The 26,193-nt window shown below is 71.3% G+C and carries 25 protein-coding genes; 8 read left to right on the top strand and 17 right to left on the bottom strand.

All coding sequences use genetic code 11. The annotated features are described in order from the left end of the window. Nucleotides 1-29 precede the first annotated feature (29 nt). From BM204_RS08255 to BM204_RS08245, 3 genes are all read left to right on the top strand, one after another. Nucleotides 30-653 carry a TetR/AcrR family transcriptional regulator gene (locus BM204_RS08255; protein WP_170259089.1) on the top strand — a complete coding sequence of 208 codons (624 nt, stop codon included), beginning with the start codon at nt 30-32 and terminating at the stop codon, nt 651-653. Nucleotides 654-872: 219 nt separating this feature from the next. After that, nucleotides 873-1,031 (top strand): hypothetical protein, encoded by a 159-nt coding sequence (locus BM204_RS22600; protein ID WP_170259088.1) that lies wholly within the window; start codon nt 873-875, stop codon nt 1,029-1,031. A 92-nt stretch (nt 1,032-1,123) separates the two neighbouring features. Continuing rightward, nucleotides 1,124-2,188, top strand: a complete 1,065-nt coding sequence (locus BM204_RS08245) for a MerR family transcriptional regulator (protein WP_091111944.1) — start codon at nt 1,124-1,126, stop codon at nt 2,186-2,188. A gap of 15 nt (nt 2,189-2,203) precedes the next feature. Here the strand turns inward: BM204_RS08245 and BM204_RS08240 are convergent, their stop codons facing one another. Next, nucleotides 2,204-2,449, bottom strand: a complete 246-nt coding sequence (locus tag BM204_RS08240) for a hypothetical protein (protein ID WP_091111942.1) — start codon at nt 2,447-2,449, stop codon at nt 2,204-2,206. A gap of 247 nt (nt 2,450-2,696) precedes the next feature. Here BM204_RS08240 and BM204_RS08235 point away from each other — a divergent pair, with 247 nt between their 5' ends. Together BM204_RS08235 and BM204_RS08230 are read left to right on the top strand one after the other, a co-directional pair. Next, the gene (locus BM204_RS08235; protein WP_091111941.1) at nt 2,697-4,226 is read left to right on the top strand and encodes an ATP-dependent DNA ligase; all 1,530 of its coding nucleotides are present in this window, start codon (nt 2,697-2,699) and stop codon (nt 4,224-4,226) included. 53 nt (nt 4,227-4,279) lie between these two features. Further along, nucleotides 4,280-4,966 (top strand): TetR/AcrR family transcriptional regulator, encoded by a 687-nt coding sequence (locus BM204_RS08230; protein ID WP_091111939.1) that lies wholly within the window; start codon nt 4,280-4,282, stop codon nt 4,964-4,966. A 229-nt stretch (nt 4,967-5,195) separates the two neighbouring features. Here BM204_RS08230 and BM204_RS08225 read toward each other — a convergent pair whose 3' ends face one another. Next, on the bottom strand, nt 5,196-6,479 hold the full coding sequence (locus tag BM204_RS08225; protein WP_091111938.1) for an acetyl-CoA C-acetyltransferase: 1,284 nt from the start codon (nt 6,477-6,479) through the stop codon (nt 5,196-5,198). A 155-nt stretch (nt 6,480-6,634) separates the two neighbouring features. On the opposite strand from BM204_RS08225, the gene BM204_RS08220 reads away from it, so the two are divergent. Next, nucleotides 6,635-7,969, top strand: coding sequence for a 3-oxoacyl-ACP reductase (locus BM204_RS08220; RefSeq protein WP_091111936.1), 1,335 nt, complete (start codon nt 6,635-6,637; stop codon nt 7,967-7,969). Next, the gene (locus tag BM204_RS08215; RefSeq protein ID WP_091111934.1) at nt 7,969-8,844 is read left to right on the top strand and encodes a MaoC/PaaZ C-terminal domain-containing protein; all 876 of its coding nucleotides are present in this window, start codon (nt 7,969-7,971) and stop codon (nt 8,842-8,844) included. Before BM204_RS08220 ends, BM204_RS08215 begins: the two co-directional genes overlap by 1 nt. Nucleotides 8,845-9,370: 526 nt before the next feature. Here BM204_RS08215 and BM204_RS08210 read toward each other — a convergent pair. The 9 genes from BM204_RS08210 to BM204_RS08170 all read right to left on the bottom strand — a co-directional run bounded on the left by BM204_RS08210 (nt 9,371) and on the right by BM204_RS08170 (nt 19,162). Next, nucleotides 9,371-10,594 (bottom strand): M23 family metallopeptidase, encoded by a 1,224-nt coding sequence (locus tag BM204_RS08210; RefSeq protein ID WP_091111933.1) that lies wholly within the window; start codon nt 10,592-10,594, stop codon nt 9,371-9,373. 126 nt (nt 10,595-10,720) lie between these two features. Continuing rightward, entirely contained in the window at nt 10,721-11,608 is an 888-nt protein-coding gene (locus BM204_RS08205; protein ID WP_091111931.1) for an acyl-CoA thioesterase, read from the bottom strand. Continuing rightward, nucleotides 11,605-12,483: an acyl-CoA thioesterase gene (locus BM204_RS08200; RefSeq protein ID WP_091111930.1), complete on the bottom strand. Its 879-nt coding sequence runs from the start codon at nt 12,481-12,483 to the stop codon at nt 11,605-11,607. The genes BM204_RS08205 and BM204_RS08200 overlap by 4 nt, the downstream gene beginning before the upstream one ends. A 6-nt stretch (nt 12,484-12,489) precedes the next feature. Further along, nucleotides 12,490-13,452 carry a PAC2 family protein gene (locus BM204_RS08195; RefSeq protein ID WP_246165981.1) on the bottom strand — a complete coding sequence of 321 codons (963 nt, stop codon included), beginning with the start codon at nt 13,450-13,452 and terminating at the stop codon, nt 12,490-12,492. Between the two features lie 23 nt (nt 13,453-13,475). Then, nucleotides 13,476-14,384: a homocysteine S-methyltransferase family protein gene (locus BM204_RS08190; protein WP_091111928.1), complete on the bottom strand. Its 909-nt coding sequence runs from the start codon at nt 14,382-14,384 to the stop codon at nt 13,476-13,478. A 43-nt stretch (nt 14,385-14,427) separates the two neighbouring features. After that, a complete protein-coding gene (locus tag BM204_RS08185; protein ID WP_091111927.1) occupies nt 14,428-15,867 on the bottom strand; it encodes a hypothetical protein in 1,440 nt (479 codons plus the stop codon). Beyond that, nucleotides 15,848-17,761: a 1-deoxy-D-xylulose-5-phosphate synthase gene (dxs, locus tag BM204_RS08180; RefSeq protein ID WP_091111925.1), complete on the bottom strand. Its 1,914-nt coding sequence runs from the start codon at nt 17,759-17,761 to the stop codon at nt 15,848-15,850. The genes BM204_RS08185 and dxs overlap by 20 nt, the downstream gene beginning before the upstream one ends. A 40-nt stretch (nt 17,762-17,801) precedes the next feature. Further along, nucleotides 17,802-18,743, bottom strand: coding sequence for an SMP-30/gluconolactonase/LRE family protein (locus tag BM204_RS08175; RefSeq protein ID WP_091111924.1), 942 nt, complete (start codon nt 18,741-18,743; stop codon nt 17,802-17,804). Beyond that, complete coding sequence (locus BM204_RS08170; RefSeq protein ID WP_091112096.1) at nt 18,740-19,162, bottom strand: NUDIX domain-containing protein; 423 nt, start codon at nt 19,160-19,162, stop codon at nt 18,740-18,742. Before BM204_RS08170 ends, BM204_RS08175 begins: the two co-directional genes overlap by 4 nt. A 30-nt stretch (nt 19,163-19,192) precedes the next feature. Between BM204_RS08170 and BM204_RS08165 the strand changes: the two genes are divergently transcribed. Beyond that, complete coding sequence (locus BM204_RS08165) at nt 19,193-20,029, top strand: glycosyl hydrolase family 18 protein (protein WP_170259087.1); 837 nt, start codon at nt 19,193-19,195, stop codon at nt 20,027-20,029. 144 nt (nt 20,030-20,173) lie between these two features. Here BM204_RS08165 and BM204_RS08160 read toward each other — a convergent pair whose 3' ends face one another. The 6 genes from BM204_RS08160 to acnA all read right to left on the bottom strand — a co-directional run bounded on the left by BM204_RS08160 (nt 20,174) and on the right by acnA (nt 26,026). Further along, a complete protein-coding gene (locus tag BM204_RS08160; RefSeq protein WP_091112094.1) occupies nt 20,174-20,545 on the bottom strand; it encodes a hypothetical protein in 372 nt (123 codons plus the stop codon). Nucleotides 20,546-20,583: 38 nt separating this feature from the next. Beyond that, on the bottom strand, nt 20,584-20,985 hold the full coding sequence (locus BM204_RS08155; protein WP_091112091.1) for a YjbQ family protein: 402 nt from the start codon (nt 20,983-20,985) through the stop codon (nt 20,584-20,586). After that, entirely contained in the window at nt 20,985-21,533 is a 549-nt protein-coding gene (locus tag BM204_RS08150; RefSeq protein WP_170259086.1) for a thioredoxin-like domain-containing protein, read from the bottom strand. Before BM204_RS08150 ends, BM204_RS08155 begins: the two co-directional genes overlap by 1 nt. A 203-nt stretch (nt 21,534-21,736) precedes the next feature. Next, a complete protein-coding gene (locus BM204_RS08145) occupies nt 21,737-22,036 on the bottom strand; it encodes a thiamine-binding protein (RefSeq protein ID WP_091111919.1) in 300 nt (99 codons plus the stop codon). 210 nt (nt 22,037-22,246) lie between these two features. Continuing rightward, nucleotides 22,247-23,227, bottom strand: a complete 981-nt coding sequence (locus tag BM204_RS08140) for a glycoside hydrolase family 26 protein (RefSeq protein WP_091111917.1) — start codon at nt 23,225-23,227, stop codon at nt 22,247-22,249. A gap of 129 nt (nt 23,228-23,356) precedes the next feature. Next, entirely contained in the window at nt 23,357-26,026 is a 2,670-nt protein-coding gene (gene acnA / locus BM204_RS08135) for an aconitate hydratase AcnA (RefSeq protein WP_091111915.1), read from the bottom strand. Nucleotides 26,027-26,193: the final 167 nt, after the last annotated feature.

Raw genomic sequence — 26,193 nt, 5'->3', positions numbered from 1 at the left:
GAAATAGATTCATCGACAGGAGTGCTCCCATGTCGCCGTCCTTCCCCGACGCCGCACCGCCCGTCCGGGCCCGTCGGCCCCGGTTGGACCACGAGGCGGTGCTCGTCGCGGCTGAGGGCCTGGTCGACCGCGAGGGCTACGACGCGCTCACGATGACGCTGCTCGCCGGCGAGCTCGACACCCGGGTGTCCTCGCTCTACAACCACGTCGCCAACCTCGAGGACCTGCGCGCCGAGATCCAGGTGCGGGCCATGCAGCTGCTCGGCAACCAGGTGCGCAGCGCCGCCATGGGCCACGCCGGTCCGGACGGCCTGCGGGTGCTCAGCCACTCCCTGCGCGACTTCGCCCGCTCCTATCCCCACCGCTACGCCGCCATGACCCGCGCGCCGATCGATCGCGAGAGCTTCTTCGCGGCGGCCGCCGGCACCATCGAGGCCCTGGCCGTCATGGTGCGCTCGACCGGGCTGCCCGAGGACCGCATCCTGCTCACCGGCATGGCGGTCTTCTCCGCGCTGCACGGCTTCGTCTCGCTGGAGGTGAGCGGCTACTTCGGCGGCGTCGACGACCTCGACACCGTCTTCGCCCAGGTCATCCGGGGCGCTGTCACGGCGGCCGTGCTCGAGGCCAGCGAGCCGGTCGCCGCGACCGGCTGACCTCGAGCCGATCCGCCGTACGGACCAACGGGCATCAGCCCCTTCTGCGCGACCGGCCGACGCTCAGCTCCCCCGGCCGACGCCGCCTAGGCACGTCTGGACGTACGCCGACGGCCGGCCGCATCGCTGACCGCCACCGGCTGAGCCCTCCGGACACGAAGGTGCTTCGTGTCCGCGTGCGCCCCGACATCCGCGACGCGGCTCGCTACGAACACCTTCGTGACAGGCACCCGCCTGGAGACGAGGATCCCGATGGTCATCACAGCTTCCCTCCCGAGGTGCTCCGCGGTCGCCCACGAGCCCTCCTGCTCGTGCGGCCAGCCGCTCGAGACCAGCGCCGCGCACTGCCCGCGCTGCGGCATCGCCGTGCACCTCTGACGGATGCGGGACCGCACTCCTTGACCTTCCTCCAGGGACAGGCCCGAGCCTCCAGGCAACGGTGAGAGTCACCGAGGGATGAGGATGGCCTGATGGACTACCTGACCATCGGCGACTTCGGCCGGGCCAGCGGCCTCACCGCCAAGGCCCTGCGCCTCTACGACGACCTGGGGCTGCTGCAGCCCGCCGACGTGGATCCGTGGACGGGCTACCGGCGCTACCTGCCCGAGCAGCTCGACCAGGCCCGCGTCGTGGCGCGACTGCGCCTCGTCGGCATGCCCCTGGCCCGGATCGGTGAGGTCATCGCGACCTCCGGCCGGACCAGGGCGGCCGAGGTCTCGTCGTACTGGTCGCAGGTCGAGGCCGACCACCGCGCTCGCCGCGACGTCGTGGCCTCCCTCGTCCGAGAGCTCGACCACGAGGAGATCACCATGACCGACCAGCACCCGCACGAGACCCTGATCGCCACGGCCGCCGCTCGCCACGGCCGGGGTGCCCGCACCCACCAGCTCGACGCGGTCCACGTCGGAGCCCGGCTCTTCGCCGTGGCCGACGGCTTCGGGGCTGCGCCCGGCCCCGGCGCAGCAGCGATTGCTGCACTCACGACCCTCGACACCACGTCGTACGACGACGGGCCGGCTGCTGCGCGCGACCTGCTGGGCGACGCGGTGACGCGCGCCTCGACCGCCGTGGCCGAGGCGACCCAGGACCTCGACGAGGAGGCGGGCACGACGTTGACCGCGCTGTGGCTGGTCGGCAACACGGCCCAGGTGGCGCACGTCGGCGACGCCCGCGCCCACCGGCTGCGCGACGGGAAGCTCGAGCGGCTGACCCGCGACCACACCCTCGTGCAGGCGCTGCTCGAGGAGGGCCGGCTGACCGAGGACGAAGCCAGGTCACATCCGCACCGGGCACTGCTCAACCGGGTCCTGGTGCAGGCCACCGACGCCGACCGTGTCAGCTGCGACGTGCGGGCCGGCGACCGGCTCGTCCTCACCACCGACGGCGTGCACAGCACGCTCGACCCCGACGAGCTCACTCGCCTCCTGACGGGCTCCGGGGACCCGGACGTCGTCGCCGACCGTGTCGCCCGGGCCGTGGAGGCCGCGGAGGCTCCCGACAACTACACGGTGGTCGTGGTCGATCTCTCGACCTGAGCGTCGCGCCCCGGATCATCCGGCGCCGCGGCGTCCGGTGGCGGCGTCGGTGATGAGGGCCCACGACTCGTCGATGTTCTTCACGACCAGCACGGCGTACGTCGCCCGGCCGCCCTGTGTGGTCGGGAACGCGATCTGCCGCACCCGGACCACGTCGGCCCGCGGACCGGCCCGGAAGACGTCGTCGCCGCCCTGCTTCGTGCCGAGCGTCGCGGCGTCGAAGTCGATGCCGGGCAGGAGGTCCTTCACGGTGGTGCCCACGGCCGGGTGCTGCTGGGCGCGACGGGCGCGAGACCGAGGCGGGAGTCGAACACCGTGGTGAGGCCGTTGTCAGACAAACGAGGCGTGAACGGGTTGGCTGTGCGTGGGGTCAGAAGAGCAACCAACTCCACGGCCCGCCCCACTCCCCGGTCGAGCCGCGAGGACAGCCGGGCCCGGGGGGTCGAGTCCCGGTCACGGACCCACGGCCCCCAGGGGCACTGTCGGCGGTCTGGTCCAGACTGGTGCCGTGCTGCTCCTCGACGTCGTCACCACCTCCACCACGGTCGCGGCGACCCGGTCGCGCAAGGCAAAGGTGGTGGCACTCGCCGACCTCCTGGCCCGCGCCGACACCGACGAGATCGAGGTGGTGACCTCCTACGTCGGCGGCTCGCTGCTCCAACGCCGCACCGGTCTGGGCTGGCGCGGCCTCGGCTCGCTCCCCGACCCCGCGCCCGAGCCTTCCCTGTCCGTGCGCGAGGTCGACGCCGCCTTCGCCGACCTCGCGGTGCTCTCCGGCCCTGGCTCCCAAGCCACGCGGGCCGCGGCCGTGGCCTCGCTCTTCGGTCGTGCCACGGCCTCCGAGCAGGAGTGGCTGCGCGGGGTCGTGACCGGCGCGCTGCGCCAGGGCGCGCTCGAGGCGCTCGTGCAGGAGGCGGTCGCGCTCGCCGCCGAGGTCCCGCTCCCGTCCGTCCGCCGCGCCGCCATGCTCTCCGGCTCCACGGTCGTCGCCGCGAGGCTGGCCTTCACCGGCGGCGAGCCGGCTCTGGGCTTGGTGGGCCTCGAGGTGCTCCGACCGGTGCAGCCGATGCTCGCCTCGTCCGCCCCCTCGGTCGTCGAGGCGATGTCCAAGGCCGGCAAGGGAGCAGCGGTCTCGATCGACACCAAGCTCGACGGCATCCGCATCCAGGTCCACCGCTGCGGCGACGAGGTCCTGATCGCGACCCGCACCCTCGAGGACGTCACCGCACGGCTGCCCGAGGTGGTCGCCGTCGCGCTCGCCTTGCCGGCCGACACGTTCGTCCTCGACGGAGAGGCGCTGGCCCTGGACGCGACCGGGCGGCCACGACCGTTCCAGGAGACCGCCTCCCGCACTGCCCGGGCGAGCCAGGACGGTGGTCTCCACGTCACTCCCTACTTCTTCGACCTGCTCCACCTCGACGGCACCGACCTCCTCGACGAGCCGGCCACCACCCGACTGGCGGCGCTCGAGGCCCTGGTGCCGACCGAGCACCTCGCCCCCCGCCTCGTCACCGACGACCCGGCCGACGCCGACGACTTCGTGCGCAGCGTGCTCGCCGCCGGCCACGAGGGCGTCGTCGTCAAGGACCAGTCCGCCGCCTACGACGCCGGCCGCCGCGGCTCGTCGTGGGTCAAGGTCAAGCCCGTCCACACTCTCGACCTGGTCGTCCTCGCCGTCGAGTGGGGCTCGGGTCGCCGCGAGGGCTGGCTGTCCAACATCCACCTCGGCGCCCTCGGCCCCGACGGCGACCTGGTGATGCTCGGCAAGACCTTCAAGGGAATGACCGACTCGATGCTCACCTGGCAGACCGAGCGTTTCCTCGAGCTGGAGACCTCGCGCTCGTCCTCCGTCGTGCACGTCCGACCCGAGCAGGTCGTCGAGGTCGCCTTCGACGGCGTCCAGCGCTCGTCGCGCTACCCGGGTGGCGTGGCCCTCCGGTTTGCCCGGGTGGTCCGCTACCGCGACGACAAGACGCCCGCCGACGCCGACACCCTGGCGACAGTGCGTGCCTTCCTGGGTGGCCCCGACACCGCGTGACGAACATGTCACACCTGTGCAACTCGGAGTTGCACTTCTCCTAGGCTGGGTCGATGAGCACCCGGGCCCCCGAGACCGACGGCCGTCGCAAGGCCGCCGCCGTACGCCGTCGGGCGCGCGAGGCGGACATCATCGCGGCCACGCGCGCCCTCTTCGACGAGCGCGGGGTCCGGGACGCACAGATCGAGGACATCGCGCGGGCAGTCGGCATCAACCGGGCGATCGTCTACCGCCACTTCACCGGCAAGGAGGAGCTGTTCGCCCTCACGCTGGTGGTCTACCTCGACGAGCTGCGTGCCGCCCTGGCGTCCGCGGCCGACGCAGCCAGCACTCCCCCGGAGAAGCTGACGGGGATCGTCGGCGCGTTCGTCGACTACGGCCTCGAGCACCCGGCATTCGTCGACTGCGCCCAGGCGCTGATGCGCCGGCCCGGTCCTGAGCTGCTCGACGAGATCAGCGAGAGCGCTCTCTTCCGCCTCGGCCGCGCGATCTCGTCGTGCCTGGCCCTGCTCTCCGCGGCCATCGAGGAGGGCATCGCCTCGGGCGACTTCTCCGCCGGCAACGACCCCACCCTGCTGGCCAACATGCTCTATGCGAGCGGGCTCGGTGGTCTCCAGATCGCGCGGCTCGGCATCCTGGTCAAGGAGGCCGCCCCCGGCATCCCCACCGTCGGCGAGATCTCCCCCGAGCAGGTCCGCTCACACCTGGTCGCCTCGGCCCTCGCACTCGTCGCCCGCTGAGGCGCAACCTCGCGCTCCGGCGTACGCCGAGGCACTCCGGCGCAGCACTCCCCACGACGACACGCCACCCACCACGGGGTGTTCACCGTGGCAGGTGGCGGTTCGTCGGCATACCTTGATGGAGCGGCCACCCCGCCGACACCCACAGACGCCCACGAGCCCCCGACCGCTGCTGCGGTCGGGGGCTCGTGAAGCGCGTGAAGCGAGTGAAGCGCGTGAAGCGCGTCAGTCAGGGACGCTCGAGGATCGCGGTGACGCCCTGGCCGCCGGCGGCGCAGACCGAGATGACCCCACGACCGGAACCCTTCTCGGCGAGCAGCTTGGCGAGCACGTTGATGATGCGCCCGCCCGTAGCGGCGAAGGGGTGGCCCGCGGCCAACGAGGAGCCGTTGACGTTGAGCTTGGAGCGGTCGATCGAGCCCATGGGGGCGTCGAGACCGAGGCGCTCCTTGCAGAACACCGGGTCCTCCCACGCCTTGAGGGTCGAGAGCACCTGCGAGGCGAAGGCCTCGTGGATCTCGTAGAAGTCGAAGTCCTGCAGGGTCAGGCCTTCGCGCTGGAGCATCCGCGCCATCGCATAGGCGGGCGCCATCAGCAGACCCTCGCCGCCGTGCACGTAGTCGACGGCCGCCGTCTCGTAGGCCGTGAGGTAGGCGAGGACCGGCAGGTCGTGCTCCTTCGCCCACTCCTCGGAGGCCAGCAGGATCACCGACGCGCCATCGGTCAGCGGCGTCGAGTTCCCGGCGGTCATCGTGGCGGCCCCGCCCTTGCCGAAGACCGCCTTGAGCTTGGCGAGCTTCTCGACGGAGGAGTCGGGGCGCAGGTTGTTGTCGCGCTCGACGCCGCGGAAGGAAGTGACCTGGTCGTCGAGGAAGCCGGCGTCGTAGGCCGCACCGAGGTGCTGGTGGGACAGCGCCGCCAGCTCGTCCTGCTCCTCGCGGCCGACCTGCCACTCCAGCGCGGTGAGGGCTGCGTGGTCACCCATCGACAGCCGGGTGCGGGGCTCACCGTTCTGCGGGATCTCCAGGCCGATGTCGCCGGGACGGATGGACGCGAGGGCGGCCAGACGCGACCTGGTGTCGCGGGCGGCGTTGACCTTCATCAGCTTCTTGCGCAGCTTGTCGCTGATCGCGACGGGCGCGTCCGAGGTCGTGTCGGTGCCGCCGGCGATGCCGACCTCGATCTGGCCGAGGGCGATCTTGTTGGCGACCTGGATGGCGGCCTGCAGGCCGGTGCCGCACGCCTGCTGGATGTCGGTGGCGGGGGTCTCGGGCGACAGCTTGGAGCCGAGCACGGCCTCGCGGGTGAGGTTGAAGTCGCGGGCGTGCTTGAGCACGGCGCCGGCGACGACCTCGCCGAGGCGCTCACCCTCGAGTCCGTAGCGGGCGACCAGGCCGTCGATCGCGGCGGTGAGCATGTCCTGGTTGGACACCCCCGCATAGACGGTGTTGGAACGGGCGAAGGGGATCCTGTTGCCGCCGATGACGGCGACCCGGCGGGTACGTTCGATCATGCGCACATCCTGTCCCCAGCACCGCTCCCAGAGAAGCCAATGAGGGCCAGGTCACGAAATGTGGACTCTGAGTTACACCTGGAGTTACATGTTCCCCACCACGCGCGCGGCTCGTCGGCGCACGCACCCACGACACCCGGAGGACTCACCACCCCATGAGCGACCGTTACCAGGGCTTCACCCAGTCCCCCCTCGGCAAGCTGCTGGTCAAGAACCTCGGCCTGCCTGCCCCGATGCAGCTCGACCGCTACGTCGACGGCGCACCGCTGGTCGACGGCACCGTGCTCGTGGGTGGTTGTGGTCGCCTGGCCGAGTCGCTCCCCGGCCTGCTCGACACCCTCGGGATCGCCTCGACGCAGACCTTCGCTGAGGACGCCCGCTTCAAGGGCCTGGTCTTCGACGCCACCGGCCTCACGTCGGCCGCCGAGCTCGAAGCGCTCCGGGCCTTTTTCGCCCCGGTGATGCGCAAGCTCACCAGCTGCCCACGCGTGGTCGTGCTCGGCACCCCGCCGGAGCTGGTCGAGGGCTCGGAGCGGGTCGCCCAGCGAGCGCTCGAGGGCTTCACCCGCAGCCTCGGCAAGGAGATCGGCCACGGCGGCACCGTCCAGGTCGTCTACGTCGCCGAGGGCGCGGAGGCCGCGGCCACCAGCACGCTGGGCTTCCTGCTCTCCCCCAAGTCCGCCTACGTGTCGGGCCAGGTCGTGCGGATCGGCGCCCACGGCACCACCGAGGTCCCCGCGGTCACCGACTGGACCAAGCCGCTGACCGGCAAGGTCGCGCTCGTGACCGGCGCCAGCCGCGGGATCGGCGAGCAGATCGCCCGCGTCCTCCACCGCGACGGCGCGACCGTCGTCGGCGTCGACGTGCCCCAGGCCGCCTCCGAGCTGCAGGCCCTCATGGCCGAGCTGGAGGGCGACTGGCTGACCCTCGACATCACGGGCAAGGACGCGCCACAGCGCATCGCCCACCACCTCAAGGAGAAGCACGGTGGTGTGGACGTCGTCGTGCACAACGCCGGCATCACCCGCGACAAGAAGCTCGCCAACATGGATGAGTCACGCTGGGCGTCGGTCATCGCGGTCAACCTGACGGCTCCCGAGCTGATCACCCGTGAGCTGCTCGACCAGGGTGTGGTCAACGAGGGCGGCTCCATCGTCGGGGTCGCCAGCATCGCCGGCATCGCCGGCAACGTCGGGCAGACCAACTATGCCGCTTCCAAGGCCGGCGTCATCGGTTTCGTCGACTCGCTGGCCGATGAGCTCGAGGACGGCATCACCATCAACGCGGTCGCCCCCGGCTTCATCATCACCGCGATGACCGCGGCCGTCCCCTTCGCCACCCGCGAGGTCGGTCAGCGCCTCAACGCGATGTCGCAGGGCGGTCTGCCGGTCGACGTCGCCGAGACCATCGCGTGGTTTGCCAACCCGGCCTCCAGCGCGGTCAACGGCAATGTCGTCCGCGTCTGCGGCCAGATGATGCTGGGCGCCTGATGGAGACCCGCATCCTGCAGGACACCCCCGGCGGCCTGGGCCTCCTGCTCAAGGCGGCCCTGCCGTCCCTCCCGGTCATCGGGTCCCTGCCCGGCATCAGGAAGGCCGCACCGGCCGGCTTCGACGGCCTGGCGTTCTCGCGTCCGGCCAGCGAGGTGACGCGCGAGCACGTCGACGCCTATGCGCGGGTGTGCGGCTTCCCGACCAAGGACGCCGCTCCACTGCCCTACCCGCACATGCTGGCGTTCCCTCTCCACATGGCGATCATGACCGAGCAGGCCTTCCCAGCCCCGGCCATCGGGACGGTGCACCTGGAGAACTCCATCACCGGGCACCGGCCGGTCGCGATCGGCGAGAGCCTGGGCGTGCAGGTGAGCGTCGGCCCGTCCGAACCGCACCCCAAGGGCACCATCTTCCGCTTCGTCAGCGAGGCCCGCTCCGACGGCGAGCTGGTCTGGGAGAGCACGTCGACCTACCTGCGCCGCGGCAAGGGCGACGAAGCCGCCTCCGCGGGCTCCTCGTTCCCCGAGGCCGCCCCGACCGGCACCGTGTGGAGCCTCCCGGGCGACCTCGGTCGCACCTACGCCGGGGTCTCGGGCGACCACAACCCGATCCACCTCTACGCGCTGACGGCCAAGGCGTTGGGCTTCCCGCGCCAGATCGCCCACGGCATGTGGAGCAAGGCACGCTGCATCGCTGCCCTGGAGAACCGGCTGCCCGACGCCGTACGCGTCGACGTGGCCTTCAAGAAGCCGATCCTGCTGCCCGGCAAGGTCGCGTTCGGCTCGACACCGACCGATGACGGCTTCGCGTTCTCGCTGACCAACCCCAGGAGCGGCGCGCCCCACCTCGTCGGAGCGACCACCGCCCTCTGAGGGCCGTCGTCGGTCGCGACGCTCACGAAGAGCGTGATCCCGCAGGCCACGCCCAGGTAACGCGCGGTGTTGGTGGCGCCGCTGCCCATGGCGGCCCGGTCGGGCGGAACGCTCGCGACCGCCTCACGTCCCAGGACCTCATTGAGGACATCGGTGGCGAGCCCCGCCACCACCCGCGCCACGACGAGCCGCCAGGACGAGGAGTCGGCCGACAGAGCCGGTGGCACTCACCTGGCCCTCGGCCATGGCGACCCGTTGCGGGGGCGGCACTGCGTTCCCGGCGCCTGGTCTGCCGTGCCGCGGCCCGCTGGCATGACCCCGGGGGTGGTCAAACGATTGGCCATGTCAGAACGGACCACCTCCCGCGTGGTCGGACGTACGCATGGGTGTCCCACGGCCCGGGCGCAGGCGGGCGGAGGTGCGGTGGAGCCCGATCGAGTACGTCCGACTACGAGCCGAGCGATGAGGACCGCCGGCACCGTGGCCCTCAGCCGACCCGACGCGCGACGTGCAGCGTCAGGTCGGCTCAGCGCCGACGACCGAAGCTGACCGACGACGTCTCTGCCCGGGCTGCCGACGGCACCGGCGCCTGACGCAGCGTGAAGGTCGCGCTCGACGGGTCCCACACCCCGAGGTCGGTGCGTCCGTTGGCGTCCCAGTCCCCCGTCACCGGCAGGTCGTCACCGGACCCGAAGGCGACCTGCGCCAGCCACGCGAGGCCGTCGTCGTCGACACGGCGCAGGGTGAACGTCGCGCTCGCGACGTCATAGACGCCGAGGTCGGTGTCACCGTCACCGTCCCAGTCACCCGTGACGGGCAGGTCGCCGACGTCGCCGAGGGGTACGTCGGTCAGCGCACCGTCGGGAGCGCGCAGCCGGAAGACCCCGTCGACCGCTCGGCGCACCCCGACCTCCCAGCGGCCGTCACCGTCCCAGTCCCCCGAGACCGGGACGTCGGCGGCGGCCCCGAGCACCACCTGCTGGACACCCGAGGGCATCTTCAGGGTGAAGGTCGTGGTCGTTGGCGAGCGGATGCCGGGGTTGAGCCGGCCGTCGCCGTCCCAGTCGCCCACGACCGGCTGGTCGGTGGCGGTGCCGAGGCGGAGCACCTTGGGCGCGAGACCGGGTCGCTGGATCTCGAAGGTCGCCTTCTCCGCACGCCGGAAGACGACGAGCTCGGCGCCCGGGTCGCCCAGGAAGTTGCCCGCGACCGGCACGTCCACGCAGTTCTGCGAGGCCTGGGTCCCCATGACGAAACGGGCGCCGTGGAACCACGGTTCCGCGACGGACCCGCCGGCGCGTTGCTCGAAGTGCAGGTGCGGCCCGCCGCTGTTGCCCGTCGAGCCGACCCGGCCGAGCAGTGCGCCCTGGTCGACGCTCTGGCCCTTCACGACACTCACCGAGGACAGGTGGGCGTAGTAGGTCTGCGCACCACCGGCGTGCTCGAGCACGACGTAGCGTCCATAGCCTCGGGTCCCGCCCGGCACGGCGGTGGCGACCACGCCCGGCGCAGAGGCGACGACGGGCAGGCCGTCGTCGTCGGCGCGGTTCCAGTCGATGGCGTGCGGGCTGGGGCTGTGGCCCGAGCGCGTCGTGCCGGTCCAGGACTGCGCGCAGGGGAACGGCATCTCGAAGCCGACCGTGGGCGCCGCGCCGTGTCCCGGAGCCGACGTCGAGGTGAGCGTGGCCACCGTCAGCGCACCGGTCGCCAGGGCGGCCAGCGGGCCGGAACGGCGTCGTGGTCGGGACATCGCGGAGCACCTCGGACGTCGGAGTGACGCTGAGTCACACGCACACCACGGGCGCCAGCAGTCACAGAAGTGAACACACGTAACCACGGGTCCGGCGTGTCTGTCACGAACTACATCACTGTCATGCTAAGAGGGCTGGACCGGCTCCCGCTCCTTGAGCGGCCGGATCAGGCCCTCCTGGGCCACCGTGGCGACCAGGGTCCCGTCCTCGGTGAAGATCCGACCCAGCGACAGGCCACGACCACCACTGGCCGACGGCGACCACTGGTCGTAGAGCCACCATGCGTCGGCGCGGAAGGGCTGGTGGAACCAGATCGTGTGGTCGAGGGACGCCATCTGGGTCCTCGACGGCGAGGCGTCGTGCGCGGTCAGGGAGGCGCCGAGGAGGCTGACGTCGCTGGCGTAGGTGAAGGCAGCGAGGTGCTCCAGCGGGTCGTCGCCGAGCTCACCGTTGATCCGGATCCACATCCGCGCCTGGGCCGGGTGCTGGGGGTCGGGCGTGAGCCCGATGCGCGAGTTGCCGAGGTAACGCACGTCGAGGGCCGCCCACTCCTTGCCGAGCGCGTCGGCCTCGGCGTTGCCGCGCGCGCGCATCAGGTCGACGAGGTCGAACCCCTCGTCAGGGGTGCCGACGGTGGGCATCTGGTCCTGGTGGACGAAGCCCTCCTCGGCCCGCTGGAAGTCGAGGGTCTGGTAGTAGATCGGTCGACCGTGCTGGCGCGCGACCACGCGCCGGGTCGCGAACGAACGTCCGTCGCGGATCCGCTCGACGTCGTAGATGATCGGCACCTGGTAGTCGCCGGGCAGCAGGAAGTAGGAGTGCAGGGAGTGCACGACGTAGTCGGGCTCGACCGTGCGGGCGCCGGCGATCAGCGCCTGCCCGGCCACCTGCCCGCCGTAGACCCGGGCGCGGGCCGAGTCAGGCTGGGCGCCGCGGAAGAGGTCGACGTCGAGGTCCTCGAGGTCGAGCAGCGCCACGAGCACCTGCGCCGGCGTGGGGGTCGCGTCGCTCATGCCGGGCTCCCCGGTCCGGTGCGACGGCGCAGCAGCGCCTCCTGCGCGACCGTTGCCCCGAGCGTGCCGTCCTGGGCGTAGACCTTGGCGAGCACCAGGCCCCGACCGCCGGCCGCAGCCGGCGAGACCTGGTCGTAGAGCCACCACTCGTCGGCGCGGAACGGCCGGTGGAACCACACCGAGTGGTCCAACGAGGCGATCAGGGTCTCAGGGCTGCCCACGCGCACGCCGTGCGGCGCGAGGGCTGCGCCCATCAGCGTCATGTCGGAGAGATAGGTGAACGCCGCGACGTGCCAGAAGGGGTCGTCGGGCAGCGCCGAGGAGACCCGGAGCCAGAAACGCTGGCGAGCCGTCTGCTCACCGTCCTCGGGCAACAGCCCGTCGGCTGAGCTGCCGACGTAGCGGAAGTCGACGACGTCCCACTCCGAGTCCATGGGCGAGTCGCGCCCGGGATCGGCGGCGCGACCGGCGGCGCGGGCATCGATGGCGTCCTCGGGTGCGATCACCTCCGGCATCGGCTCCTGGTGGTCGAAGCCCTCCTCGGCCCGTTGGAAGTTGGCCGTCATCGCGTAGATCGGGCGGCCGTGCTGACGCGCCACCACCCGCCGGGTGGCGAACGACCTGCCGTCGCGCAGGTTGTCGACGTCGAAGATCGTCGGCGCCCCGGTGTCGCCGGGCTGGAGGAAGTAGGAGTGCAGCGAGTGGACGGCGTAGGACGGGTCAACCGTGCGGTTCGCGGCCACCAGTGCCTGGGCAGCGGCCTGGCCGCCGAAGACGCGCGGCAGCACCGAGGGCATCTGATGACCGCGGAACAGGTTGTCGTCGAGCCGCTCGAGGTCGAGGAGCTCGACGAGCTCGTCGGCGTTGCGGGGCACGCCGCCTCAGCCCTGCTGCTCGTCGGGGCCTTCGAGCCCGGCGAGGAACTGCTGGAACTGCTGGCCGATCTCCTCGCCCGTGGGCAGCGGCTGGTCCGCGGCGAGCAGGCTGGTGCCGGACTCCTCGGCGCGCTCGAACGCGTCGTACTGACGCTCGAGCGCCTCCACCACGTCGGCCACCTCCTCGTTGGAGGACAGGTAGCGCGCGACCTCCTCCTCACGCCCCTCAGCCTCGGCGCGGAGGTCGGTGAGATCGATGATCAGGCGACCGGCCCTCTCGACGTTCTCGAGCAGCGCCAGCGAGGCGCGCGGGTAGTCGAACTGGGCGAGGTAGTGCGGGATGTGGGCGACGAAGCCCATGGCGTCGTGGCCCCACTCGCCCAGGCGCACCTCGAGCAGCGCCTGCGCGCTGCTGGGGATGCGGAGCTCACCGCGCCAGGGACTGTCCCCGGAGATGAGGTCGGCGTTGTTGGCATGATGGGTGATCGCGATCGGGCGGGTGTGCGGCACGGCCATCGGCACCGAGCCCATGTTCACCACGCGCGTGACGCCGAAGCGCTCGACGACCTCGAGCACCGCGCGCGTGAAGGCCTCCCAGCGATTGTCGGGCTCGGGGCCCTGGAGCAGGAGGTACGGCGTGTCCCCGGAGTCGTGGAGGAGTCGGACGACCAGGCGCGGGGCGTCGTAGCCCTCGTAGTGGTCGCGCACGAAGGACATCGCGGGACGGCGCGCCCGGTAGTCGTGGAACTGGTCGACGTCGAAGGTGGCGACGACCGGACCGTTGCTCTGCTCGCCATCGCCCGGGCCGACGCGGCGCTCGGTCAGCTCCACGAGGTGGCGACTGGCGATGGCGGCGGCATTGCCCGCGTCGAGGAAGCCGTCGAGGACCACCACCATGGTCAACGACGAAGTGTCGTCGAGCTGGGGCACCTCGTCGACGATGTGGACGAGCCGGGGTTCGGTGGTCACGGGGAAACGATAGGCCCCTGCGGTCACTGCCCCCAGAGCCGGGCGACGTGGCGGACGTCGGTGCCGCAGCAGCCACCGACGACCTGCAGCTGCGGCAGCCGTGCGCGCAGCAGGTCGAAGGACGCGGCGAGCAGGTCCAGGTCCCCCTCGTCGAGGACCTCGCTGGCGTCGAGCTCGGCGTGGGTGAGCGTCGAGGCGTTGGGACGCAGACCCACGATGCGCTCCAGCCACGCTCCGTGGCCCAGGCCGGGCTCGAGGTGGAGCGGGTGGGCGCAGTTCACGAGGAACCAGTCGGGCCCGTCGGCCGCGTCGACCATCGCGACCGCGTCGGCCAGCGTGGTGCCGTCGGGGAGTCGGCCGTCGGTCTCGACGGTGAAGGACACCGCCACGGGCAGACCCACCTCGCGCGCGGCCCGGACGACGCCGATCGCCTCCTCCGGGCCGGTCAAGGTGTAGGCGGTGGCGAGGTCGGCGCCCGCGGAGGCGAACGCAGCGAGCTGAGGTGCGTGGTAGGCCGCGGCTTCGTCGGGGTCGCCGCGCTCCCCCGCCACGTAGCCGTCCCCTCGCGGCCCGACCGTGCCGCTGACCAGGACCGGGCCGTCGATCAGCTGCTCGGAGCGCAGCTCGTCGAGCAGCTGCACCGCCTTGCGGTTGGCGTGCTCGAGATGGCGCAGGTCGTAGCCGACCCGGTGTCCCCAGTCAGGGTTCGCCCGCCATGTCGGGGTCTCGAGCAGCAGTCCCGCCCCGGCGCGCCGGGCGACCTCGACGTAACCGAGGTAGTAGTCCTGCAGCACGGCCCGACCGGAGGCGTCCTCGACGAGCGGGAACGCGGCGAAGTGCGGGAGGTCGAGGCCGCGGTTGAAGATCAGGTCGGTCTCGAGCCCACCGTCGGTGACGAAGTCGTTGCCGCCCAGCAACGCAGGGGTGCCCACGACCCCACTGTCCTCTCGTCGTGATCCGGCGGCAAGACCCTTCTCACCCGGCCGGGGCAGCCGTGGGTGCGGCCGGCGGGGTGCCCGTCGGGCTGGCCAGCGGGCTGGCCGTCGGGCTTCGGCTGGGCGTCGGGCTAGGCGTCGGGCTGGGCGTCGGGCTGGGCGTCGGCTCGAGGAACGCCGGGTCGAACGTCGAGATCAGCAGCTTCGCACCGGCCCGGGCGAGCTGCCGGGAGTTGAGCCCGAGTGCCATCTGCATCCGCTGCCCCGGGTCGGCACCCGGGACGGTGACGTAGTCGAGCAGGCTCCACAGCATCGAGGGGCTATAGGTCAAGGCGACGTACTCGCACGCCCACCACGACAGGCCGTAGTTGGCCGACGATGCGTCGCCGTTGAAGGTGTCGTCGGCCGGCAGGGCGTCGACACCGGCCTCGGCGGCGTCGATGGCCTGCTGGGTGATGCGCCGGTCCTCCGGGGCCAGCGGCTGCACGGAGACGTATTCGGCGAGACCCTCGCTGAGCCAGACCGGCGCCTGGTCGTCACGCTGCCCCAGCGCCACGTGCGTGAGCTCGTGCCGCACCAGTCGGTCGCGCTCGATCCCGTCCCTGCCCAGCATCGTGGGGTTCAGGACGAAGCGGGTGGAGGCGATCTCGTTGCTCCCGGGACCGGCGTCGACGGGGAACGCCAGGCCGTCGATCGCGGTCGGGTCCCCCCCGGGCAGGTCGTCGATGGTGCTCAGGAAGGCCGGGTCCGACAGGGCGTAGAGGACGACGCTCCGGTCCCAGTCGTAGGGCACCTGGGCGGCAACGTCGGCGATCCCCCGCTCCACCGAGGACACCAGCCCTGCCGACGAGCCCCTGCTGGTGCTGTCGAAGATGCCCAGCACGCCCACGCCGCGCACGACCTCGATGGGCCCGAGGTCCCACGGCTGCGGCCGGGTGTCGGTGAACTCCTCCCAGGCGGGGTCGGTGACGGAGCTGAGGACGAACGCCTCGGGGTCGCGGCGCGACGGGGAGAAGCGGTAGCGGTCGCGCATCGTCACGGGCACGGCGTCGAAGCCCTCGAGCTGGAGGACGACGTCGACGGCCACCCAGTAGTCGTCGCCCTCGCGCAGCAGGCTGCCCCGGTCGACGGCGTAGGCCAGCTCCCCGATCGGGAGCTGGGTCAGGTTGTCGAAGTAGGTGCGCTGCTCGGCCAGGAACGCGGGACGACCCTGGGCGACGCCGCGCTCGAAGACCGCCCGGTCTCCTCGTCGTACGGCGTCCGCGCGACGGGTGAGGAGCCCGCGGAACTCCGCGAGCAGGTCGGGCGGCACCGGGAGCGTGATCTCGCTCGGAGCGACCGACCCGCTCGGTGCCGCCTGCGGCGAGGAACCGTCGGGCGTGCCGGAGCACCCGGCGAGCGCCAGGCAGGCCACGATCCCGAGAACGAGTGCCTTGATGGAGCCCGTCCTTCCTCGCGCCTCAGAGATGGTGGTCGACATCGACCACGGACTCGTCGTCGGTCACCGTGTCGAGCGCGGTGATGTCCTCGACGATCCCGCGGGCGAGGGCCTGCGGTGTGAGGCCGATCCGCTCGAGGATCGCGGCGCGCTTCGCGTGGTGGAGGAACTCCTGCGGGATGCCGTGCAGTCGGAAGGGGGTGGTGACTCCGGCGTCGTTGAGCGTCTGCAGGAGCACCGCCCCGCAGCCGCCGATGCGACCGCTGTCCTCGACGCTGACGACGAGCCGGTGCTCGCGGGCGAGCTCCACGATGGCGGGGTCGACCGGTTTGACCCAGCGGGGGTCGACGACGGTGACCCCGATTCCCTGGGCGTCGAGCCGCTCGGCGACCTCGACCGCGACGTCGCACATCGAGCCGACGGCGACGACGAGCACGTCCTTGGCACCCGAGCGCACGAGCACGTCGGCGCCACCGGCCTTGGCATGGGTCGGGATGTCGGCGGGCGGTGGGCCCTTGGAGAAGCGCACGACGGTGGGGGCGTCGTCGACGTCGACGGCCTCGTTGAGCAGCTCGCGCAGGCGGGTCGCGTCGCGCGGCGCGGCGAGCCGCAGACCGGGCACGACCTGGAGGATGGACATGTCCCACATGCCGTTGTGGCTGGCGCCGTCGTCACCCGTGACGCCGGCGCGGTCGAGCACGAACGTGACGCCGCACTGGTGCAGGGCGACGTCCATGAGGACCTGGTCGAAGGCCCGGTTGAGGAACGTGGCGTAGATCGCCACGACGGGGTGCAGGCCACCGATCGCGAGGCCGGCCGCGGAGGTGGCGGCGTGCTGCTCGGCGATGCCGACGTCGAAGGTGCGCTCGGGGTAGCGGGCCTGGAACTGGTCGAGCCCGACCGGGTGCATCATCGCCGCGGTGATCGCGACGACGTCCTTGCGGCGCGCGCCCAGGTGCACCATCTCGTCGGCGAAGACGTCGGTCCAGATGCGACCACGGACCTTCTCCTCGCCGGTCTCGATGTCGAAGGGCTGCGGCGAGTGGAACTGGTCGGCCTCGTGCTGCTCGGCCGCGTCGTAGCCGAATCCCTTGCGGGTGATCGCGTGCACGATCACCGGGCCACCGAACTTCTTGGCGTGGGCGAGGGCGTGCTCCATCGCGTCGCGGTCGTGGCCGTCGACCGGACCGATGTACTTGAGCCCGAGGTCCTCGAAGAGACCTTGCGGGGCGAGCGCGTCCTTGAGGCCCTTCTTCATGGCGTGCAGGGCGTCGTAGGCGGCCGGGCCGACCCCGGGCACCGCGTTGAGGCGCTTCTTGACCAGGTCGAGCACCTGCTCGTAGCGCGGGTTGGTGCGCAGGGACGTCAGCGCGGTGGCGAGCCCGCCGATGGTCGGGGTGTAGGAGCGGCCGTTGTCGTTGACGACGACGACGAGCTTGGAGTCGCGGGCAACCGCGATGTTGTTGAGTGCCTCCCAGGCCATGCCCCCGGTGAGGGCACCGTCACCGATGACGGCGACGGTGTGGCGGTCCTCACCGCGGATCGCGTAGGCCTTGGCGATGCCGTCGGCATAGCTCAACGCCGTGGAGGCGTGGGAGTTCTCGACGATGTCGTGGGGAGACTCGGACTGGCTGGGGTAGCCGGAGAGACCACCCTCCTTGCGCAGGCCGACAAAGTCGGCGGCCCGGCCGGTGAGCATCTTGTGGACGTAGGCCTGGTGCCCGGTGTCGAAGACGACGCGGTCACGCGGTGAGTCGAAGACCCGGTGGATGGCGAGCGTGAGCTCGACGACGCCGAGGTTGGGACCCAGGTGCCCGCCCACGCGCGAGACCGCCTGCACGAGCTGGTCACGGATCTCCGCGGCCAGGGTCGTGAGCTGGTCGTCGGACAGCCCGCGCAGGTCGCGCGGTCCGGCGATCGAGTCGAGAACACCCATGTCGTCGAGTTTACGGGTCCGCGGGCGGTTCACCGATCCGTCAGCGCTCCAGCACGGCGACGGCGCCCTCGTGGAGGCTCCCCATCCAGACTCGTCCGTCGTGCTCACGCACGCCGGTGACCATGTGGTAGCTCACACCGCTCTCCTGAGGGTCCACGTCGAGGTCGTGGACCAAGGTGCCGGCGCTGTCGTAGGCCTGGACCCGGACGGTGTGCTTCGGCTTGGGCTGCAGCGCCTCGGGGATCTTGGTGACGAGCTTGCGCAGCACCATCGGCGCCGTCTGGAGCCGCTCGACGACAGGGTCCAGCGGGCTGGCGATCGAGACCCAGATGAGCCCGTCGCTGCCCCGGGCGATGTTGTCGGGGTAACCCGGGAGGTTCGAGCAGAGCAGGTCGCGCATCCCCTTGCGGTCGCCGGTGAGCCAGCGTCGTACGACGGTGCGGCCGGCGGTCTCGGCGACGCAGACGAAGTCCTCGTCGGCCGAGAGGGCGACGCCGTTGGCGAAGGCCAGACCGTCGAGCACGACCTCGATGGCGCCGTCGGTCGAGAGCTTCATGAGCCTGCCGGTGCGGGTGTTCTGGACGAAGTCGTCCTTCCACCTCTCGATGCCGTACTTGGTCGAGGAGTCGCTGAACCACACCGTGCCGTCGGAGGCGATCGCAGCGTTGTTGCAGAAGACCATCCGGGTGCCGGCCACGCTGTCGGTGATCGGCTCGATCGCGCCGCTCGCGGTGTCGATGCGCAGCAGCCCGAGGTGGGCGTCGCAGACCAGGAGCCGGCCGTCGGGATCGATCTCGATGCCGAGGGGGCGACCGCCGGTGTGGGCGACCCGGTCGACCTTCTGGCCGTCGTGGCTGATCCGGAAGATCGCACCGTCCTCGGTGCCGGTGAACACCGCGCCCTCGTCGCGGCCGCTGGTGCCGACGACGACGTCCTCAGCGCCGGGGCCGGGGACGGGGATCACGCGCAGGGTCGAAGTCATGGGCCCACCTTGGCGTAGATCGGGGACGTGAGGAAGTCACGCAGCGTCAGGCGCGCCGAGGCGGTCAGGTCGAGCCCGGTCGCGACGCCCGGGTCGACGAAGACCATCTGCCGACCCTCGTGACACTCCACCTCGGTGAGGTCCGTGCCGGCGGCAAAGAGGCAGAACGCATCGGTGCCTCCGCAGGCCTCGCTCCAGAAGCTGAACTCCCCCACGAGCTCGAGCGTGCCCGGCTCCAGCCGCACCCCGGTCTCCTCCTCGAGCTCGCGGTAGGCCGCCTGCTCGTAGGTCTCACCGGGCTCCACGCCACCACCCGGGTAGCCCCAGCGGTCCGGGTCGATCCGCGGCCGCGAGTCGCGCTCCTGGAGCAGGACCCGGCCTCTGCGGTCGACGAGGGCGACGCTCGCGAACTGGTGCATGTCGCCACCGTAGCCGTGCGAAAGTGGCGCGTGATCTCACTCCTGACCGCCGCGCTCGCCACCGTCCTGTCCGTGTCGGGCCTGTCCGTCACGGGCTTCGCCCTGGGCAGCGCGACCGACCGGCTGGTGGCCGAGAACGCCCGCGGACTCACGACCGTGAGCGTCGCCGGGGTCAGCATCACTGCCGACGGTGCCTGGGTGGCGCGCCCGACCGCCGACGTACGACGCCTGGCGGGGACCGCCCGTCGCGAGGGACTGCGCTCCGAGCTGCTGCTGAGCAACTACAGCAACCGGCAGGGTGGCTTCGACGCCCGCGCCGCCCACCTGCTGCTGAGCAATCCCGCCCACATCGACCGGGTCGCGACGCGGATGGCCGGCTTCGTGCGAGCCCAAGGGTGGAGCGGGGTCAACGTCGACCTGGAGCTGGTGCGACGCCAGGACGCCGACGAGCTGGTGCGCCTGGTGCGGGCGTTGCAGTCGGCCATGCCCGAGGCCCGCACGGTGTCGATCGACGTGAGCGCCTCGACGAGCCTGACCGCCTTCCGCGGCCGCGGCTACAAGCTCGGCGCGTTGGGTCGGGCCGCGGACACGGTCGTGCTGATGACCTACGACCTCCACGGCCCGTCCTGGTCCGGCCCCGGCCCGATCGGCCCGACCGACTGGCAGCGCCGCGCGGTGACCGCTGCCCTCGAGGCCGTCCCCGCCTCCCGGCTCGACCTGGGCGTCGCCGGTTACGGCTACACCTGGCCCAGTTGTCCAACGGCACGGTCATCTGGTGGTCCGACGGGCGCTCCTTCGACCGTCGCGTCCCCTCGCCCGCGAGCTCGGCCTCCACGGGGTCGCCCTCTGGCGACTCGGCTCGGCTGATCGGGTCCCGGCGCGGGGCTGAGCGGTCCGCTTCCTCAAGGTATGCGGACGAACCGCCACTCCCTCGGCGGGCACCCCGTGGTCGTTGAAGTGTCGCCGTGGGAGCTCACCCACCCATCCGATTGTCCAACGCCCGACCAGCCCTCAGAGCCGCGCGACGTAGCGGCGACCGCGCAGCGCATCCTCGACAAGACCCACCGCGCGACGGATGCCCATCAGACGTGCCTGCTCGAGCTGGAAGGTCTGGAGCGCGGCCTCGATGACCTCGTCGTTGGCCACCTCGCGGAAGGAGGCCCTCGCCTCGCTCAGCCCGCGCCGGCAGGCCGCCTCGTTGGCCTCGACGTGGAGCACCGCGAAGCGGGCCAGCACCACGACGTGGCGACGCAACCCGGCATAGGTGCGGTAGTCGGCCGGGCACAGGTCGAGCAGCCAGGCCGCGGCGCTCGCCTCCCAGTCGGGGGCGTCCGGCGGCCGGACCTCGCGCGGCCAGCCCGGGGGTGCGACGAGAGGCTTCATGGACATATCCTAGTCGAACGCGTGTTCGATCTCATCGGTTACAGCAGGAAGCTGAAGCGCACCTCGCGCTCGGGGTTGTCCAGGTTGAGGTCGACCAGGCACACGCTCTGCCAGGTCCCCAGGGCGAGACGCCCGCCGATCACCGGCACCGTGACCGTCGGGGGCACGATCGCCGGCATGACATGGGACCGCCCGTGACCCGGGGAGCCGTGCCGGTGCCGCCAGCGGTCGTCGGCCGGCAGCAGCTCACCCAGCGCGGCGAGCAGGTCGTCGTCGGACCCGGCGCCGGTCTCGATGATCGCAAGCCCCGCTGTCGCATGCGGCACGAAGACGTTGAGCAAGCCGTCGCCGAGCCCCGCCACGATCGCGGCGCAGTCGTCGGTGAGGTCGAGCACCACCTCCGTGCTCCCGGTGCGGTAGGTCCGGGTCTGCGAGGTCATCACGCGTTGGTCCCGCCGCTGTCGGGGCTCAGGCCGCCGGCGCACGACGCCATTGGCTCCGGCGCGGTCTCCCCCGCACCGAACTCGCGGATGAACATCTCCAGCCGCGGGTCGTCCGCACCGGTCAGCTCGAGCTGCCGCTCCCAGACGGTGACGACCACGGGGGCGCGCAGGTCGTCGTAGGGCGAGAGGATCCCGTTCTGCGGCAGCACCTCTGTCAGGGCATCCACCTCGTCCTGGTCGAGACCGGGCTCGTAGGTGATCCACACCGTGCCGTGCTCGAGGTCGTGGACCACGTTCTCCTCCGGGACGGGGGCGTCGTAGGCACCGCAGTCGAGCCAGGCGGAGCTGTGCGGACCCCCGACCGGTGGCGACTGGTCATAGCTGATCTCGCCGTCGTCATGGGTCGTGGGAAGGTCCTCGAAGACCTCGACCGCGTCGAGGGTCGAGTCGACCGCGACCTGCTCGTCCTCCCGGCTGGCGCTCACTGCGAGGGGCACCAGCACCGCGAGCGCGATGACCAGCACCGCGCCCACCACGCCGAGCACGATCCCGACCTTCGTGCCCTGGCTGGAGGGCGGCGGCGGGGCGGGGGACCACCCGGGAGGGGGTCCGAGCGGCGGCGGACCCAGCGCGGCGCCGTACGGCGAGGAGGTCGGCGGCGGGCCTGCCCCCTGCGGCGTCCAACCCTGCGTCCAACCCGGCCCCGGACCCTGAGGCGGACCTGGCGGCGGCGGCGGCCAGCCGGACATCAGTCCTCCAGCGCGCGCTCGAGGCGCTCGACCTTCGCGGTCATCTGGTCGGTCCAGCCGGGGCGGATGTCGGCCTTGAGGACGAGCCCGACGCGCGGTGACACCTCGGCGACGACGTCGACGGCCCGCTTGACCACTGCCATCACCTCGTCCCACTCCCCCTCGATGTTGGTGAACATCGCATTTGTTTCGTGGGGAAGCCCGGACTCCCGGACGACGCGGACAGCGGCTGCGACGGCCTCCGAGACACCCCCGGTCTCGTCCCCGGACGTCGGGCTGATGCTAAAGGCAACGATCATGGCGTCACCGTAGCCAAGTGCCCTGAGGTCCCCGCCAACCGGAAGTCGAATCACGCGCGCAGCGTGCCCGTCCCCTGTCGTGCGCCGCACTGGGTCAGCGTCCGGCCATGGAGGTCCTCAGCCTCGCGTGGCGGACCGTCCTGGTGCTCCTGACGCGCGCCGGGAGCACGGTCGAGAGCGGCGCGCTCCCCTGCGCCGCGAGGCGTGGGCTCAGTAGGTGGCGAGGCCCGTGCGGAACGCCTCGAACGCGGTCGGGCTGGAGTCGATGCGCCAGTCGGCCTCCTTGAAGTGGCTGAACCAGGTGAACCCCGTGAGCCCCGTGAGCCCCTCCGGCCGGGTCGCCAGCGTCGCGAACATGTCGCGGATCCAGGCGGCCTTGTCCCCTCCCACCTCCGGCGCACCGACCTCACCGATCGCGATCGGCTTGCTGGTGAACGAGCGCACCTCGCCGTGGCCGTCGTCGAAGACGTCGAGGAAGGTCTGCCAGGTCGTGCCCGGGAGCAGTCCGCCCCAGTTGTAGCCGTCGAGCGCGACGGTGCTGACCTGGGCGTCCCCCGGGAAGAGCGACGCCAGCGGCGTGCTGCCCGGGTAGGGCACGTTGGGCGACCACGACCAGGAGACGTTGGTGGCCTTGAGCCGCGTGAACACCCCCCGGACACGCTTCCACGCCGCGACGTAGTCGGCGGCGGTGTTGCCGTTGACGCCGGCCGCCCAGGGATACCAGGTGCCGTTCATCTCGTGGGCGAACCGGAGCGTCACGGGCTGGCCGTAGGCCCGCGCCTGCTTCGCCCAGGTCGTGACGTAGGCGTCATGCAGACCCGCGGCGATCGCCTTGAGGGAGTATGTCGGCTGGTCGGTGCCCCGGCTCGGGTCCCACGGCTCCCAGGTGATCACGGGGGTGGCGCCGAAGGCCGCCACGGAGGCCGCCTGCTGGGTGGGGAAGCCGGTGCCTCGCGACCAGGCGTCGAACCACATCACCTGCGTGGGACGGCGTCCCAGCCGCGCAGCGAGGTCCTCCAGCGACTGCATGCTGCCCGGCGCGTCCGGGAGGCTGACCCCGAAGGTCAGCGCCGGTAGGGCCGTGGCACGCGGGACCACCGGTCGGGCCGACGCCTGACCGGGGATCGCGGCCAGACCTGTGGCCAGCACGACCACGAGGGCGCGCAAGAACCAGGTCGTGAGGAGGGGCATGGAGCCAGTGTGGGGGATGTCGGCGCGGCCGACGAGCGGTTCGCCCGAAGAGGCCCCGGGTCTGCCCGAAAAGCCGACGCGAGCACCCCCGCTCGGGGGATGCTCGCGTCGCGGGTGCTGCGGGGTGGATCAGGCCTTGCGCAGGTTGCGCAGGACGTAGTGCATGATCCCGCCGTTGCGGTAGTAGTTGGCCTCGCCGGGGGTGTCGATGCGGACGACGGCATCGAACTCGACGCCGTCGGCCTTGACCTTGACGGTCTTGGGGGTGCGGCCCTCGTTGAGCTCGGTGACGCCGGTGATCGTGAACGTCTCCTCGCCGGTGAGGCCGAGCGACTCTGCGTTCTCACCCGCGGGGTACTGCAGCGGGAGGACGCCCATGCCGATCAGGTTGGAGCGGTGGATGCGCTCGTAGGACTCGGCAATGACGGCCTTGACGCCCAGCAGCGCGGTGCCCTTGGCCGCCCAGTCACGCGACGAGCCCGAGCCGTACTCCTTGCCCGACAGCACGACCAGCGGGGTGCCGGCCACGACGTAGTGCTCGGCGGCCTCGAAGACCGACGTGACCTCGCCGCCGGCCGTGAAGTCGCGCGTGACGCCACCCTCGGTGCCGGGGGCGAGCTGGTTGCGCAGGCGGATGTTGGCGAACGTGCCGCGGATCATGACCTCGTGGTTGCCCCGGCGCGAGCCGTAGGAGTTGAAGTCACGCTGACCCACACCGTGCTCGGCGAGGTAGTGGCCTGCCGGCGAGTCCTTCTTGATGGCACCGGCCGGGCTGATGTGGTCGGTGGTGACCGAGTCGCCGAGCTTGAGGAGCACGCGGGCGCCCTCGATGTCGGTGACCGCCTCCGGCTCGTCGGGCATGCCGTCGAAGTAGGGAGGTTTGCGGACGTAGGTCGACTCGGGGTCCCACGCGAAGGTCTTGCCCTCGGGCGTGGGCAGCGCCTGCCACTGCGCGTCGCCGGCGAAGACGTCGGCGTAGCCGTTGCCGAACATCTCGGAGGTGATCGCGGTGGCGATGACCTCCTCGACCTCGGTCGGCGTGGGCCAGATGTCCTTGAGGAAGACGTCGTTGCCGTCCTGGTCCTGGCCGAGCGGGTCATTGAACAGGTCGACGTTCATCGAGCCGGCCAGCGCGTAGGCGACGACCAGCGGCGGAGACGCGAGGTAGTTCATCTTGATGTCGGGGTTGATCCGACCCTCGAAGTTGCGGTTGCCCGACAACACCGAGGTGACCGCGAGGTCGGCCTCGTTGACGGCAGCCGAGACCTCGGGGATCAGCGGCCCGGAGTTGCCGATGCACGTGGTGCAGCCATAGCCGACGAGGTTGAAGCCGAGCTTGTCGAGGTAGGGCGTCAGCCCGGACTTCTCGTAGTAGTCCGAGACGACCTTCGAGCCGGGCGCCAGCGTCGTCTTGACCCACGGCTTGCGCTGCAGGCCCTTCTCGATGGCCTTCTTGGCCAGCAGGCCCGCGCCGATCATCACCGACGGGTTGGAGGTGTTGGTGCACGACGTGATCGCTGCGATCGTCACCGCACCGTGGCCGATGGTGTGCTTGGCGCCGTCGAGCTCGATCTCGACGGTCGCGTCGGGATTGTCGGTGTAGTCCTTGAGCGCCTCGACGAAGGCGGGTCCGGCAGTGGCGACCTCGACGCGGTCCTGGGGACGCTTGGGGCCGGCCAGCGACGGGACGACGGTGGACATGTCGAGCTCGAGCTTCTCGGAGAAGCGGGGCTCGGCCTCCGGGTCGTGCCAGAGGCCCTGCTCCTGGGAGTAGGCCTCGACCAGCGCGAGCTGCTCCTCGGAGCGACCGGTCAGGCGGAGGTAGTCGATGGTCTGCTGGTCGATCGGGAAGACCGCGATCGTCGAGCCGAACTCCGGGCTCATGTTGCCGATGGTCGCGCGGTTGGCGAGGGGAAGGACCGAGACACCGGGTCCGTAGAACTCGACGAACTTGCCGACGACGCCGTGCTTGCGCAGCATCTCGGTGATCGTGAGGACCAGGTCGGTGGCGGTGGCGCCGTCGGGCAGGTCGCCGCTGAGCTTGAAGCCGACGACGCGCGGGATCAGCATGGACACCGGCTGGCCGAGCATGGCCGCCTCGGCCTCGATGCCACCGACACCCCAGCCGACGACGCCGATGCCGTTGACCATCGTGGTGTGGGAGTCGGTGCCGACGCAGGTGTCGGGATAGGCCTGCAACTCTCCGTCGACTTCGCGCGTGAAGATGGTGCGGGCGAGGTGCTCGATGTTGACCTGGTGCACGATTCCGGTGCCCGGGGGCACGACCTTGAAGTCGTCGAAGGCGCCCTGCCCCCACCGCAGGAACTGGTAGCGCTCGCGGTTGCGCTCGTACTCGATCTCGACGTTGCGCTCGAAGGCGTCGGCGGTGCCGAAGACGTCGGCGATGACGGAGTGGTCGATGACCATCTCGGCCGGCGCAAGCGGGTTGATCTTGGCGGGGTCGCCGCCGAGGTCGGCCATCGCCTCGCGCATGGTGGCGAGGTCGACGACGCACGGCACGCCGGTGAAGTCCTGCATCAGCACCCGGGCGGGCGTGAACTGGATCTCCTTGTCGGGCTCCGCCTCCGCGTCCCACCCGGCCAACGCCCTGATGTCGTCGGCGGTGATGTCGGCACCGTCCTCCGTGCGGAGGAGGTTCTCGAGCAGCACCTTGAGGGAGAACGGCAAGCTCTCGACGTCCAGGCCCTCCCCGGTCACCGCGGCGAGGCGGAAGATCTCGTAGGACTTCCCGTCCACGTCCAACGTGCTCTTGGCGCCGAAGCTGTCCTGACTGGCCATCAAGCCGTCTCCTCGTTGAGTCAGTGGGTTGCTCCACCCATCTTGCCCACGTGACGGTGGACCGGGGTAGTAAGGCATGCCTTATCCGCAACACGATTTGTCTTGATATCAAGATACCCGATGTCGAAACAATCCTCAACAGGCCGACCGGGCGGCGGCGCCCCGAC

It is taken from the genome of Nocardioides psychrotolerans, from assembly GCF_900113685.1.
GTDB classification, from domain to species: domain Bacteria; phylum Actinomycetota; class Actinomycetes; order Propionibacteriales; family Nocardioidaceae; genus Nocardioides; species Nocardioides psychrotolerans.
This window is presented reverse-complemented; position numbering and strand designations above follow the sequence as displayed.